Genomic DNA, 14,896 nt, shown 5'->3' with positions numbered 1-14,896 from the left:
ACGGGCATGTCGGATCAGCTGGGCATCTGCCAACACTCGGGTGCACAGCGTAGGGTGGGGCACCATGATCCTTATCAACGTAAAGTACAAGGTCCGCCCCGAGTTCGCCGACAACTTCCTGCAGGAGGTCTCCTGGTTCACCGAGGCCACCCGCGCCGAGGAAGGCAACATCTTCTTCGACTGGTTCCGCGACCCGGAGAACGCAAACGAGTACCTGCTGATCGAGGCTTTCCAGGACGATGCCGACGTCGCCCACGTAGAGTCCGAGCACTTCAAGCGCGCCTGCGACGAGATGCCGAAGTACCTGCTGGAGACCCCGGAGATCATCAACACGAAGATCCCAGGCAAGACCGAGTGGGACCGCATGGCCGAGTTCCGCGTCGAGAATAACTAGCCCGTAGTCTCGCCCCCTTAACCCCACCCCCTTAACACCACTATGACTGTCAGCGTTTTCGACCTCTTCCAGATCGGCGTCGGCCCGTCTTCTTCGCACACCGTCGGGCCGATGCGCGCGGGACTGTCCTTCGCGCGCCGGGTCAAGGCATTTTTGGGGGATGACGCCACGTCTCCCCGCACCGCCGACTCAGCAACCGAGGAGGGGCTGCGCCCGCTGGGCTCCGACAAGCTGGCCGACGTGGTGAGCCTGCCCGATGAGGGTGAACACCCGCTGAGCATCAGCGTTGTCCTGTATGGCTCGCTAGCCGCTACGGGTGCTGGACACGGCACGCTGGGAGCCTGCCTGCTGGGCCTGGACGGCGCCGATCCGGCGCAGGTCGATCCGGATTACATGCAGTCCCGGCTGGATGAGATCCGCCAGACTCGCACCATTTATCTGGCGGGCGATAAGAGCCTGCCCGTCACCTGCGGTTTCGAAGACATTGTGCTGCGGCCGACCGTGCGCCGTTCGATTCACACGAATGCTATGACATTCGTGGTCAGCGGCCTATCCGAGCCGCTGAAGCAGACTTTCTACTCCATCGGCGGTGGCTTCATCCGTACCGAGGAGGAAATCCCCACCCTGGACGAGCTCAGCGGTCAGTGGCTGTTCGAGTCCGGTGACAAGCTGATCTCCCTGGCGGAGCACGCGGGCATTAGCCTGGGGGAGGTGCAGCGGCGCTGCGAGCAGTCGCTGCGCACCGACGAGCAGATCGATGCGAACCTGGATGCCATCGCCCAGGCCATGCAGGATTGCGCCAAGCGCGGAGTAACCTTCGCCGGAGTGCTGCCCGGAGCCTTGATGGTTCGCCGTCGCGCGAAGCGCTGGTACGACCAGCTGATGGAGGAGGACCCTCACCGCACTGCCGAGTTCTCCGAGGACTGGGTGAACCTGATGGCCTTGGCGGTAAACGAGGAGAACGCAGCTGGTGGGCGGGTGGTCACCGCGCCGACGAATGGCGCCGCGGGAATCATCCCCGCCGTGATGTTCTACGCCCGCGAGTTCACGCCCGCCGGCAAGCAGGACCCCTTCCAGGTGAACCGGCGCTTCCTGCTGGCCGCAGGCGCGGTTGGTTCGTTGTACAAGGAGCGCGCCAGCATCTCCGGCGCGGAGGTCGGCTGCCAGGGCGAGGTCGGCTCTGCGGCCTCCATGGCCGCCGCCGGGCTGGCGGAGGTGCTGGGAGGGTCTCCGCGGCAGGTGGCGAACGCGGCGGAGATTGCGATGGAGCATTCGCTGGGGCTCACCTGTGACCCCATTGGGGGATTGGTGCAGATCCCGTGCATCGAAAGAAACGCCATCAGTGCGGGCAAGGCCATCAACGCCGCCAAGATGGCGATGCGCGGCGACGGGGACCATCACGTCACCCTTGATGAAGTCATTGAGACCATGCGGCAGACCGGCAGGGACATGTCCGAGAAGTACAAGGAAACGGCCGGCGGCGGGTTAGCGACGAACGTCTCCGTCAACGTGCCGGAGTGCTAAAGGCAAGGGGCTTAAATCCCTAAACCCCCCTTAAGCCTCTTAAGCTCCGGCGCTTGCCTCAGAGACCGGGGTCTTGTCGGAAGTCTTGCCGTGGTAAAGCGCGAGGCGAACCGTCATCACTAACAGGGCCAAGATTGTCCACCACAGGTAGGAGTTACCCAGGAGCGCCTGCCAGGCGTTCCACTCGAACTCGCGCTGCTCCTGGAAGGGAACGAAAGCGGTGGGTTCGAAGGCGAAGGCGGCAAAGCCCAAGGCAACCAGGGCAACCCACAGCCAGCGCGGGGTGGCCAGCGGGGAAGTGGGGTCCGCGATCGCGTAGCAGGCCAGGGCCACCAGCAGCACCGGAGCCCACGACCAGTGGTGGTTCCAGGAGATCGGGCTGGCCAGCAGTGCAAACAACGAGTTGACGCACAGCGCGACGACCGGCGCCTGTGCCTCCAGCAGCTTGATCATGACGAAGGTGATGACTGCCAGCGAAACGCACACCAGGACTACCCACAACAAGCTGGAGGAATCATCCGTACGCAGGCCGAAGCGGTACAGCAGACCGTTGATGCTCTGGTTCAGGGCGTATTCGTGGTTGCCGATACGCCCGGTTTCGCGCAGCGTGTGCGTCCAATACTCTAGAGAATCCCGCGGCAGGATCAGCCACGCCAAAGCTGTAGTGCCGAGCGTGCCTACGCCCATGCGCAGGATGGAACCCCAGTCCTTGCGCAGAAGGAACCACAGGCCGAAAACTGCGGGCGTCAATTTGATAGCAACCGCAGCACCCGTGAGCAGGCCGCGGTAGCGACGAGGCACGACGAGCGCATCGACGAAGACCATACCCATCAGCAAAACGTTGATCTGCCCATAGGCCAGGGTGGTGTGGATGGGGCTTAAGTGGATCAGCACAGCGGTGAGGATTACCGCGACCCAGCCTGCGGAGGGGCGATCCAGGCGCGCTGCCGCGTGCACGGTGTGGGCGAGCACCCACCAGGTGACAGTTACCGTGGCGCAGACCAGCAAAACGGCGGCCAGGTTATAGGGCATCACCGCCAGGGGAGTGAACAAGAGGGCCGAAATCGGCGGGTACGTAAACGGCAGATACGTATCGCCGATGATGTGGAAGTGGCCGCTGTAGAGCTCCTGGCCGTCCAGAACGCGCTGGGCTCCCACCCGGTAGACGTCCAGGTCCAGGTTGTAGTGGAAGCCGCGAGTGTTGAAGATCTTCGGTAGGACAGAAAGCACCAGCAGCACACTCAACGCGATCTTAACCGGGAGGTTGATCTTGAGATGTCTGAAGTTTTCCAATCGCGCCGAAGCGACTTCCTTTGTCTGCATAAGGGCTAATTATTGCACTATCTGTGAGGTCGCTCGCGCCCAGGCTCGGGAACGCCTAAAAGCTAAGAAAATATTAGGTGTTCGGACCGCGAAGAACTAAACTTGGAACAATGAGCAATAGACTTCCCAAGCTGGACAAACAGGCCTACGAAAAGGAGCTCAAAAGGCTCCAAGCGGAACTCGTCGAAATGCAGCAGTGGGTGGTGGAAACTGGAGCCCGCATCGTCATCGTGATGGAGGGGCGCGATGCGGCGGGCAAGGGGTCCGCGATTAAGCGCATCACCCAGTACCTCAGCCCGCGCGTCTGCCGCATTGAGGCTCTGCCAGCCCCCAACTCGCGCGAGAAGGGCCAGTGGTACTTCCAGCGCTACATCGAGAAGCTGCCCACCGCCGGAGAGATCGTCATCTTCGACCGCTCTTGGTACAACCGCGCCGGCGTGGAGCGCGTGATGGGCTTCTGCACCACCCAGGAATACCGCCGCTTCCTGCACCAGGCTCCGATCTTCGAGCGCCTGCTGGTTGAGGACGGCATCATCCTGCGCAAGTACTGGTTCTCCGTGTCCGACGAAGAGCAGATCCGCCGCTTCCAGTCCCGCCAGTCCGACCCGCTGCGCCAGTGGAAGCTGTCCCCGATGGACCTGCAGTCCATCACGCGCTGGGAGGACTACTCGCGCGCGAAGGATGAGATGTTCGTGCACACCGACATCCCGTCTGCCCCGTGGTACACCGTGGAGTCCGAGGACAAGAAGCGCTCCCGCATCAACGTGATCAACCACCTGTTGAACACGATCCCGTGGGAGTACGTGGAGAAGAACGTGCCGAAGATTCCGGAGCGCCCGGCATCTGAGTCCACCTACGAGCGCCCGCCGCGCACCCAGTTCCGCTACGTGCCCGACGTGGCGAAGCTGCTGGAGAAGGACCTGTTGAAGAAGCAGGCCGAGGAAGCCAAGCAGGCCGAGGAAGCTGAGTCCGAGGGGAAATCCAAGAAGGAGTCGAAGTCCGAGGGCAAGGAGGCTGCGGCGTCCAAAAAGAACAAGGGCGACAAAAAGAAGAAGGGCAAGAAGTCCAAGAAGGGCAAGAAATCTAAGTAGACCTTAGATTTAAATTAGGCTGCACTTCCTTGTCGTTCCTGTAATTATGGTGACATGGCAGACAAGAGAAGGAAGCACCCGACGTACGACCCGGATGCGGAAGTAACGACTGTCGTCGCAGGTCACGTCGGGGTTATCGAGCTGAATCGCCCTAAGGCTCTGAATTCCTTAAACGTGGAGATGATCCGCCTAATCCGCGAGGCGGTCGACAAATGGGCCGACGATGACTGGATTCAGTTCATCGTGATTAAGTCGTCTTCCGACCGGGCCTTCTGTGCAGGCGGGGACGTGCGCTATGTGCGGATGCGAGACATGAAGCGCATGTACCGCTTCGGGGACTCCTTCTTTGAGGAAGAGTACGACCTCAACGAGCGGCTGTCGCGGGTAAACAAGCCTGTTATCGCACTGCTGGAAGGCATCGTGATGGGCGGCGGCATGGGTATTTCCATGCATGGCTCGCACCGCGTGGTCACCCCGCGCACCCTGGGGGCAATGCCGGAGGCTGCGATCGGGTTTGTGCCCGACGTGGGTATGTCTTACCGGCTGACGCACCTGGATTGCTCGCCCGCAGTGGGGCTCTTTATCGCCGCCACGGGTTGGCGCCTAAGCCCTGCGGACATGTTGTACACCGGCCTGGCCACGAACCTGGTGGCCGATGTGCATGCTTTCGAATCCGACCTGCATTCGGGCGATCTTCCAGAGGCACTGCGGTCTAACGCTCTCGACCCGCAGAAGCTGGAGGAGCCCACGTCTACGCTGCAGCAGCACGCGGAGTGGATCGAGCGGACCTTCGCCGAAGGTACTTGGGCAGACATCGAAGCTCGGATCGTGCGGGATGAGGGTTCTGTTTCGGACGCCGAATTGGCGCAGTTTATAACCAAGGTGACCGATTCCCTGAAGGGTGCCAACCCGGAGAGTCTTGTGGCCACGGTGGAGCTTTTCCGCCGCGCGGAGGGTGCAACGCTGCGCGAGGCGTTGGATATGGAATTCAAGGTCGGTGGTGAGCTGCGCCGGGGGGCGAACTTCATCGAGGGAGTGCGCGCAGTGCTGGAACACAAGGATCACAACGCGCAGTTCGAGCCGGCTTCCACGGATGACGTGGACGTGGAGAAATGGCGGGCGCTGCTGGGCTAGTACCTTTTAAGCTCTTGTACGTTGCACCCGCAGCCACACGAAGAATCCCCACAGCACGAACGCGCCGTAGACCACGTATAGCGCCGCGGAGGGGTAGTAGCCCGCGGCGAGCAGCAGGGGTACGCCGACAATATCCACGCCGATCCAGATCAGCCAGAACTCGGTCCAGCCGCGGGCCATGCCAAACGTGGCCAGGATGGAGCCGGTGAAGATCCAGGCGTCCGCCCACGGCCCCCACGAACCTAGCGCGTCGAAGATCAGGGCGAAGACGACGGTGCCGATCACCGCAAAGGCGAGCATGCCGATGCGTTCCTTGGGGCTGGCCCAACTGGGCTGTACTGCCGCGCTGTCGGCGGCGGGTTCGCTGACGATGGAGCGGGAAGGGTCAGTGTTATCAGGCTCGCGCATGCCGGCGGTGCGTGCGCGGCTCCACTGATACCAGCCGTACAGCGAGACGATGAGGAACATCACCTGGCGGCCTGCCTGGCCGTAGAGGTCCAGATCCTGCGGGGTGTGGAACAGCCCGCCCAGGAATACCGTGAACAGCAGCATGTTGCCGACGATGCCCACGGGCCAGGCCCACACCACGCGCTTCATTCCGCCGATGGCGGAGGCTAGGCCGAAGAGATTGCCAATGATCTCGCGCCAGAGGATCGGGTAGCCACCGATGATCAGCGTTGCGTTGAGAAGCGTTGTAAAGATTCCCTCTGATTCCACAGTGCCCATCTTCCCTTATCGGGTCTGGACAAGGGAAACCGGGTTTGGTTCTCGGTGGGGTGGCGTTTGACTACTCGCCATCCTCGGTGCGGTCCACGCGGGACAGCAGGTCGAAGGCCTGGTCGTAGAGCTCCTGGGGGCTGAGGCCGCCAGCTAGCCTCTCGTCGACAGATGCCTCCATGGCGCGTATGGCGATGCTGAAGGAAACATCCAGCAGCAGGAATGCCTCGAAGGGGGAGAGGTAGGGGGCGATATCGCACAAAGCCTTGGTTCCTGGAGCCGTGAGGGTGGGCAGATCCACGTCCAGGCGTTCACTGCTGCCCTTATCCTGCGGGTTTTCCAGCATGACGAGCAGAGGTTTGAACTTGCGGATATCCGGGGTGGCGTGGTCCACTAGCTCGGAAATGTCGGCAGAGTCGGCAGAGTCAGCCGATCCAGGCGAGTCAGTCGAGCCTGTCTGGCTGGCCGAGCCTCCTTGATCGCCTTGCGGTGGGAAGCAGTAGATCCGCATGGCATCGCGCATGATGTCTACGATGCGACCGGTGGGGTGATCCACCGCAATCTCCCGGATGCGGTGTGCGAAGTGTTCGAAGACTTCGTGCAGGTAGTGGGCGAAGACATCGTCGCGGCGCTCGAAGTAGTTGTGGAATGTGCGGGTGGATACGCCCGCCCGTTTAGTGATGGCCTGGACCGTTGCTTCCTCCGGGCCATAGCCCATGAACAGCTCAATAGCTGCATCGATGAGATTCTGCTTTGTTTCGGCCTTCTTCTGTTCGCGGCGGGAGGCGGAGGGCTCGGGGATCGTCGAACGCGATGACATGTGAGTGAGAAACCTTTCGTTATGCCCAGATGATCCGATTTGATGGATATCGCACGATGCAGATTAGCGTAGCAAGTCTGATATTCACAAAACAGAGGTTGGGTATTGAATTGTTTCTCATCTGTGTTAGCCGAGCTGCGAAAGCCCTCCCGCTAGTAGTTGGAAAGCACCTCGAATTTCCTTTTCCGTCGCACATTCCCCACCCTCGTTGAGTTCCACGAAAACTGTGGGCACAACCATGATCGAATTGATGAGCAATAGCGCGTGGGCGGTGTTGAGCGCCTGACCTTCGCGCTCGCTGTAGCGCTGGAAAGCCTCTACGAGCGGAGAGAAGAACTCCACGGCGTTGCGGGGGAAGCCCTCGTTCTCTGTGAAAAGCTCTGTACGAGCTTGAGCGGGGATAGAGAGTAAGTGGTCCGCAAGACGGGAGAGGGTTTGAATGCTGTTTGGGCTGCCCGTCGTTCGGTTAAAGAAGTCCACCGCGATATTCTCGGCAATCGATATCAATTGTTGCCCGGGTTGTGCAGTATTCACCGCCCTAACCATTTCCTCAACGAATTGATTAAGTGTGAATAGTAAAGTGGCGTCTCGATGAGGGAAATAGTTGTGAAAAGTGCGCGGAGAAATATCAGCCTTTTCTGCGATCTTCGCGATAGTAGCATTCTCGACTCCCTCGTTGATTAGTAAGTCAACGGCGGCGTAGGCGATGCGCTCACGAGTTTCGGCTTTTTTGCGATCCCGTAGGCCCGGCGTTGCGGCCTCTACGCTTTTTCCGCCTTCGTAGCTCACTTTCACAACCTTTCTTTAGTGACGCCTTACTTTACTCCTGCCTGTGCGTCTCGCGGATTTGCCTCACCTGATTCGGTAGGGGTATCCGGAGTGCGGCTACCGTCAGCATTCAATCCCACCAGGCTCTCGCCCTCGACATCGACAGCGGGAATGATCTTCGCTAGCCACTTGGGGAACTTCCACGCGCGCTCGCCAAGAAGGAACATCGTTGCTGGGATAAAGGTCATGCGGACGATGAAGGCGTCAAAGAATACGGCGGCGGCCAAAGCAAAGCCCATTACCTTAATAAACGGCTCATCGGCCATCATGAAGGCGGCGAAGACCGAGATCATAATCAGTGCAGCTGCTGTGACCACGCGCGCGCCGTGCTTGAAGCCGTTGGCGGTGGCGTTGCCGGCGGTCTTGCCGTGCGCCCAGCCCTCGCGCATTCGGGTGACAAGGAAGACCTGGTAGTCCATGGCCAGGCCAAAGACAATGCCGATCAGCATGATGGGCAAGAAGGAGATGATGGGCTGCGGGTCGTCGATGATGCCGCCGAAGCCCTCCTGCCACAGTGCGACGGTGACGCCGAACGTGGCGGCCACCGACAGGCCGAAGCCCAGTGCTGCGATCAGTGGCACCCAGATGGAACGGAAGACGACCATCAGCAGGATGAAAGCCAACACGAGGACGATGGCGATGTAGGGGATGAGGACGTCCGACAGGCGCTGTGAAATGTCCTCGTACATCGGGGTGACGCCGGTGATGGCATAGGTTGCCCCGGTCTTTTCGGTATATCCGGCTTCCTCGTCACGCATCTGCTCGAGGACATCGGCGGCACGGGCATCCGTTGCGCCGTAGGACGGGGTGATCATCACCTGAGCCGCAGTACCCAGGTCGGCTGGGTTGCGCGGATCGCCGTTGGTCTGCACTACCTGGGCGTTCTCCACGCCTTCGGTGCCCTGGAGGGTCGCGACGGCCTCCTGGGTAGCGGCAGCCTTCTCCTTGTCGTTGAGGTCGGGGTATTCAACGAGGGCGACCATCGGGGCATTGCGGCCAGCTCCGAAGCCCTCCTCCGTCATTTCGTAGGCGACACGGTCGGGGGTGCCCTTGGCCATAGAACCATCGGAGGGCATGGCCAGACGCAGGTTCATTGCGGGGATGGCCAGCAGAATCAACAACACTGCAGAGCCTACCAACCACAGGGCGGGCTTCTTGCGGATGATGCGCACCCACTTCAGCCCCATGGTCGGCTTCTCGTTCTCTGGGTCCGGAGCCTTGACGAAAGGCGCGCGTCCTGCGAAGACCTTCGTGCCAATGAGGCCCATGATGGCGGGCAGAAGCGTGATCGCGACGATCACGGCAATGGCAACGGTACCGGCGGCGGCCAAGGCCATCGCGGTGAGGAACGGAATGTTGATGATGGACAGTGCTGCCAGTGCAATCAGGACCGTAAGGCCAGCGAAGACAACTGCGGAACCGGCCTTGCCGACTGCGAGGCCGGCCAGGTGGGCGCGTTCCTTGACGGGAATCGTCTTGAGTTTCTGGTGTAGTTCCTTCGGTTCCAGATCCTGGCCATCCACATGGGCGACCAGCTCGTTGCGGAAGCGGGAGAGGATAAACAGCGCATAGTCGATGCCCACGGCCAGGCCGATCATGGAGGCCAGGGTGGGGGTCATGGAGTTGATGCTGTCCGTGACGGAGGTGGCTGCCATGACGATGCCGATGCCGGTGCCCACACCAATCACTGCGGAGAGCAGCGGCAGGCCTGCAGCCACGAGGCTGCCGAAGGTGACGATCAGAACGATGGCAGCGACCGCCAGGCCGATGGCTTCGGAGGCCATGCTCATCTCCGGCTGCTGGAATGCGTTACCGCTCCATCCAACCTTGAGGTTGCCTTCGTTGTTCTTTACTGCATCCTCGAACTTCTGCACGTCCTCTGCGGGCACGTCTGCTGCAGTTTCCGCATCGAAGGAAACCTCGATGGTGCCAGTGCGCTGGTCGGCGCTCAGCGGGCTCAGAGCAGCGATGTCAGAGGCGATCTGCTCCTTCGGCATTCCCTGCTTCTGCTTCATGGGAGCCATTTGCTGGTGCATGCTTTCGCTGGCCAGCACGGGGGAGACGAGCTTTTCTTTGTCTTTCAGGAAATCAAGCTCTTGCAGCGCCTGAAGGATGTCTTCGGTCGATTGTGCAGCCTCACCCTTGGCAAGAGTCTGACCTTCAGGGGCTTGGATCACGAGCTTGCCCGTGGCGGCCTCTAGCTGATCAGCGTCTTCGCCGTTGGGGAATTCCTCTTTGATCCTGTCCTGGGTCTCGATGGACTCCAGGCCAGGGATGGTGAAGGACTGCGAGGTTGGTTTGGTTAACAGTGCGGAGGCGGTGCCCACGCCGATCAGCACGATCAGCCAGACGGCGAGGAAGCGCCACTTGTGGAGGTAGGCGGAGCGGCCTACTCGATACAGGAATTTAGCCATGCACAAGATATTTGCACAAGTAGTGCAATGTTGCAAGAGTTGTGCAAATATTTCGATAGGGTCGCGACGAATAGCTACTCCGCCTAGTCGGCGACCAACGTCTCCATCGTCAGCTCCGGGTGTTCCTTCTCCACGAAGGCTAGCTTCCACTTGTCGCCGAATAGGGCAATCAGCTCCCCGTCTGTGCGGGTGAAGATCTCCACGCCTCGCTGCTTGGCCAGCACCGGCGCGGACTCGGCGTCAGTACGACGGGCGACAGAGTAAGGGACGGGGTCGGCCACGGTCTCCACGTTGTACTCAACGTCCATCCGGGCCTGCATAACCTCGAACTGCATGGGGCCGACGGCGGCCATGACCGGGTTAGCGTCACCGCGAGCGTCGTTGCGCAGAATCTGCACAACACCTTCGGAATCCAGCTGCTCGAGGGCCTTGCGGAACTGCTTGTACTTGCCCAGGGACTTGGCTCGCAGCGTGCGGAAGTGCTCCGGAGCGAACTGCGGCATGGGCGGGAACTGCACCTTCTTGCCGGCGTAGATCGTGTCTCCCGGGGCGAGCGAACCAGCGTTGACCAGGCCCACAATGTCGCCGGGGTAGGCGGCCTCCACGGTGGCGCGGGTGCGACCGAAGACAGTCAGCGCATACTTCGTGGAGAAAGACCGGCCCGACTGCGCGTGTGTGACCTGCATGCCACGCTCGAACACGCCGGAAACCACTCGCATGAAAGCCAGGGAGTCGCGGTGATTGCGGTCCATGCCGGCCTGTACCTTGAACACCACGCCCGAAAAATCATCGGTGGGGTCGCGGTGCTCGTCCACCGCGACGGAGTTTCCGCCAGCGGCGGCCTCGAGCACCTTCGGGTCGGAATCGCGGCCCGCTGGGGCGGGCGCCAACGCGCAGAGGGTATCCAGAATCTGGTGCACGCCGAAGTTCAGCATCGCGGAGGCGAAGATCAGCGGGGAAGTGGTGCACTCCAGGAACAGCTCCTGGTCGTGTAGCGCGCCGTCGGCGGCCAGCAGCTCCACCTCTTCGGCAGCGGTTTCCCACACGTCCTCTTCCCGCTCTGCGGCCTGCTCCGGGGTGTAGTGCTCCTCCGGTGCGATGGTTGAACCACCGGCAGTGCGAAGGAAGTGGATGTACTCCTCGGCCTCTCCGTCGTCGTTGATGCGCGCCAACCCGCGGAAGTCGCCGGCCTCGCCAACCGGCCAGAACAGGGGAGTGGGCTGCAGCTGGATCTCGTTGACGATCTCGTCCACCAGCTCCAGCGGGCTGCGACCCGGGCGGTCCCACTTGTTCACGACGGTCACGATCGGCAGACCGCGGGCCTTGCACACGCGGAACAACTTCAGCGTCTGCGGCTCCAGGCCCTTCGCGCCATCAATGAGCATCACCGCGGCATCCACGGCGGACAGAACTCGGTAGGTATCCTCCGAAAAGTCCGCGTGGCCAGGCGTATCGACAAGGTTGATCATGAAGGGCTCGCCGTCGTGACCCTCCGGGGCGTACTCAAACTGCAGCGCGGAGGAGGCGATGGAAATGCCACGGTCTTTTTCCATGTCCATCCAGTCGGAGACGGTGGACTTGCGGCCGGCCTTGCCGTGTACGGCGCCGGCCTCCTTGATCATGTGGGCGTGCAGCGCGAGCGCCTCGGTGAGGGTGGATTTACCGGCATCCGGGTGGGCGATGACGGCGAATGTGCGGCGGCGCGAGGCTTCGGATGCGGTTGAACTCATAATGCCCACAAGTCTAGCGGGTGGGCATTAGGCGCAGGTAGTCGTGGTCTTCTTCTCGTGGTTCGCGGCCTGGGCCAGCGCCTCGTCGAAGGATTTCGCGTATTCCTGCGCGCCCTCGGGCATCGGGTGCACACCATCCTCGAACAACAGATCCTGGTGGGACTGAGCATGGCCGCACCAGTCCGCGATGTAGACGTTGTCGTGCGCCTTGGCTGCGTCCAGCACATCCTGGCGGGACTGCGCCATCCACTCACGATCGCCGTAAGGCATGGCCATGAAGATCTGGCGGTCGGGGCCGATGAGGTTGATCATCTCCTCCAACTGGTTCGGGAAGGCCGGGCCGTTGGTGCCGAAGCCGAGGAATATGTTCTTGCGCAACTTGCCGGAATCGTTCAGCTGCCGCAGCACGTCCATACCGGCGGTGTAGTGGCGGGAAACGTCCGCATCGATGTAGATGCCCGGGTAGTTGGTGTTCAGCGCTTCGCTGGCTGCCAGCATCACGGAGTCACCCACGGCGGTGATGTCCTTGCCCTGCACGGCCGCGGCCTTCTCTTCCTTCGGCGGCGGTGGAGTAGCGGGGGCGGGGGCATTGCCCTTGTTGGCTTCCTGGTTCATGCGCTGCAGTTGGTCCAGTTCCTGCTCCAGCTCGGTCTTGTCGTTGGAGTTCACCACGCCGTAGACCACACCGCCCACGCAAGCTACGACGAGCAGTGGCACAACAGGCCACGCGACCTTCTTGAACCCCTCGTTGATCTCGTGGAAGCTCGGGCGGGAAGCCCAGTAGTCCTTCCACGTCTGCTTGTAGCCGCGGCGGCGGAAGGGGTTTTCCACGTGCTGGTAGGAAATCTCGGAGATCAGCAGAGCGATCGGCACCGCTGCCAGCCCGAGAATCCACTTGTGGTCCATGTGACCGTCGGCGTCAAAAAGAGCACGCAGAATCATGATGACCGGCCAGTGCCACAGGTACAACGAGAACGAGCGTTGGCCGAGCCAGCGCATGACATTGGTGCGGAAGATCCACGTCAGCGGGCCGGTCTCGCGGATCACGCCCCAGATCATCAGCACGCCCAGCACGCTGGTTAGCAGCAGGCCACCCTGGTAGGTCACCGCCAGGTCGTCGCCCATAAACAGCAGCTGGATGACGTAGCCGACAAGCGCCAGGGCACCGATGGCTCCGGCAACGCGAGCCTCAAACTTTCCTGCCGACGGCCAGGAATCCACTCGTGGATCGTTGCGCGTGGAGGTTACAGCCAGCGAGAGGAAAGCGCCGATGAGCAGGCCGAAAGCGTGCGTATCCGTACCGTAGTAGACGCGCGTCGGATCCTCGCCGGGGGTGAAAAGCAGCGCCATGGCCGCAGCGGAAAGCACGGCCAGCAGCGCCGTCACCAGCATCGGGACGCGGCGCGGACTGCGGCGGAGCCGGCGCTGGGTGAACACGAAAATTCCGAGTGTCACCAGCGGCCAGATGATGTAGAACTGCTCTTCGACCGCCAGCGACCAGTAGTGGGCGAAAACCTGGACCTCGTTTTCCGCAAAGTACGACTGGGAGGTGGCGATCTGCGTCCAGTTGTTGACGAAGAACAGCGTGCCCAGGAATTGCTCGCGGATGCCCACGGCGATGTCCCCACCTATGGCGGTGACGATTGCGGTGACGATAAACAGCGTGACCAGCGCGGCGGGGAGGATACGGCGGAAACGCCTGATCCAGAAGTCTTTCAGGCTGATCGTGTTGTTTACCCGGTACTCGCGCACCAGCAGCGAGGTGATCAGGAAGCCCGATAGGACGAAAAACAGGTCCACGCCCAGGTAGCCACCGGGCAGAATATCGCCGAAGAAGTGGTAGATCACCACGGCGAGCACGGCGAGGCCACGCAGGCCATCTAGTCCCTTCACCTGGCGCAGGCGCGCACGGCGATCCTTCTTAACCGTCTTGTTCTCGGGCGGGATCGCCAGCGCTTCCGGAACGTTGTTCTGCTGTGGCGCAGGGTGCTGCTGTGGCGCAGGGTGCTGCTGTGGTGCGGGGTGCTGCTGTGGTGCAGGTTGTGCCGTTGCCACCTGCTTTGGTTCGGGCAGATTCTTTGGTTGTGACGCCGACTTTTCCGCCGCTGGCGGTACCGGCTTCGGCTCCGTCTTCGCGGCTGGCGGCACCGGCTTCGGCTCCGCCTTCGCGGCTGGCTTGGGCGCCTGCTTTGCAGCTGGCGCGGGTACCGGCTTTTGCTCCGCTTTCGGCTTCGCGGGTGGCGTGGCCTTTGCTGCAGGCGCCTGCTTGGGAGCGGGCTTGGCGACCTGCTTGGGCGCCGTCTTCGCGGCCTCCTTGGGTGCAGGCTTCGCTGCGGGTGACTTCGCCGCTTGCTTGGGCTCCTGTTTGGGCTCCTGTTTGGGAGCAGGCTTCGCGGCGGCCGCCTCCTTGGCAGCCGGGGTCTTTCGCGTCGTGCCAGGGGTAGCCCCCGGGGCAGGCGGCGCACCTACGCTACCGAGTTTGATGGCCGGAGCAGCCGCAGCTGGCCGGGCAGTAGCAGCCTGCTTGGGGCTAGTGCTTGTCTGCTTCTTGTTTTTGTCTGTTTTAGGGGCCTTCGCAGTCGTAGTGGATTTCTTGGGATCCTGCGAGGCTGCGGTTGCCTTCGGCGGCTCCTGCCTCTGAGAAGCGGAAGCCTTTGGTGGCTTCGGAGCGGAGGGAGCCTTGGGGGCGCCGACTGCGGAGAGCTTGATCGGCGGCTGCGCGGGCTTCGCCGGAGCTACCTCCTTTGGTTCCGCCTTCGCAGGAGCCGCCTTCTTCGCCTCGGAAGGTTTGGAAGCCGCAGACGGTTTGGAGGCCGCTGACGGTTCGGAATTCGCAGACGGCTTAGAAGGCACAGAAGGCCCGGAAGGCGCACCAGATTTCTGGCGTTTCTGCTGGTCGGGAGACGACTTCGCTGAACCCG

Annotated in this window: 10 protein-coding genes and 1 pseudogene; 4 read left to right on the top strand and 7 right to left on the bottom strand. The window is 61.8% G+C overall.

What is annotated here, in order from left to right:
- Positions 1–64: 64 nt before the first annotated feature.
- Entirely contained in the window at positions 65–394 is a 330-nt protein-coding gene (locus tag L8V00_RS04885) for a putative quinol monooxygenase (RefSeq protein WP_035004463.1), read from the top strand.
- Positions 395–436: 42 nt separating this feature from the next.
- The gene (locus tag L8V00_RS04880; RefSeq protein ID WP_269944360.1) at positions 437–1,918 is read left to right on the top strand and encodes an L-serine ammonia-lyase; all 1,482 of its coding nucleotides are present in this window, start codon (positions 437–439) and stop codon (positions 1,916–1,918) included.
- Positions 1,919–1,957: 39 nt separating this feature from the next.
- Here L8V00_RS04880 and L8V00_RS04875 read toward each other — a convergent pair whose 3' ends face one another.
- Positions 1,958–3,241, bottom strand: coding sequence for a glycosyltransferase 87 family protein (locus L8V00_RS04875; RefSeq protein WP_269944359.1), 1,284 nt, complete (start codon positions 3,239–3,241; stop codon positions 1,958–1,960).
- Between the two features lie 110 nt (positions 3,242–3,351).
- On the opposite strand from L8V00_RS04875, the pseudogene ppk2 reads away from it, so the two are divergent.
- Together ppk2 and L8V00_RS04865 are read left to right on the top strand one after the other, a co-directional pair.
- A pseudogene (ppk2, locus tag L8V00_RS04870) lies at positions 3,352–3,993 on the top strand (polyphosphate kinase 2); the annotation flags it as partial.
- A 393-nt stretch (positions 3,994–4,386) separates the two neighbouring features.
- Positions 4,387–5,466 carry an enoyl-CoA hydratase/isomerase family protein gene (locus L8V00_RS04865; RefSeq protein WP_269944357.1) on the top strand — a complete coding sequence of 360 codons (1,080 nt, stop codon included), beginning with the start codon at positions 4,387–4,389 and terminating at the stop codon, positions 5,464–5,466.
- Between the two features lie 6 nt (positions 5,467–5,472).
- Here L8V00_RS04865 and L8V00_RS04860 read toward each other — a convergent pair whose 3' ends face one another.
- From L8V00_RS04860 to L8V00_RS04835, 6 genes are all read right to left on the bottom strand, one after another.
- On the bottom strand, positions 5,473–6,192 hold the full coding sequence (locus L8V00_RS04860) for a nicotinamide mononucleotide transporter family protein (RefSeq protein WP_035009475.1): 720 nt from the start codon (positions 6,190–6,192) through the stop codon (positions 5,473–5,475).
- A gap of 61 nt (positions 6,193–6,253) precedes the next feature.
- Positions 6,254–7,003, bottom strand: a complete 750-nt coding sequence (locus tag L8V00_RS04855) for a TetR/AcrR family transcriptional regulator (protein ID WP_269944356.1) — start codon at positions 7,001–7,003, stop codon at positions 6,254–6,256.
- Positions 7,004–7,129: 126 nt separating this feature from the next.
- Entirely contained in the window at positions 7,130–7,792 is a 663-nt protein-coding gene (locus L8V00_RS04850; protein WP_269944355.1) for a TetR/AcrR family transcriptional regulator, read from the bottom strand.
- A gap of 26 nt (positions 7,793–7,818) precedes the next feature.
- Positions 7,819–10,245, bottom strand: coding sequence for an MMPL family transporter (locus L8V00_RS04845; protein ID WP_269944354.1), 2,427 nt, complete (start codon positions 10,243–10,245; stop codon positions 7,819–7,821).
- Positions 10,246–10,328: 83 nt separating this feature from the next.
- Positions 10,329–11,975 (bottom strand): peptide chain release factor 3, encoded by a 1,647-nt coding sequence (locus tag L8V00_RS04840; RefSeq protein WP_034985922.1) that lies wholly within the window; start codon positions 11,973–11,975, stop codon positions 10,329–10,331.
- Between the two features lie 27 nt (positions 11,976–12,002).
- Positions 12,003–14,828 (bottom strand): acyltransferase family protein, encoded by a 2,826-nt coding sequence (locus L8V00_RS04835; RefSeq protein ID WP_269944353.1) that lies wholly within the window; start codon positions 14,826–14,828, stop codon positions 12,003–12,005.
- Positions 14,829–14,896: the final 68 nt, after the last annotated feature.

Origin of the sequence: Corynebacterium evansiae, assembly GCF_027570065.1 — a bacterium.
GTDB lineage: Bacteria > Actinomycetota > Actinomycetes > Mycobacteriales > Mycobacteriaceae > Corynebacterium > Corynebacterium evansiae.
The sequence above is the reverse complement of the archived record's forward strand: the minus strand, read 5'-3'. Positions and strand labels throughout refer to the sequence as shown.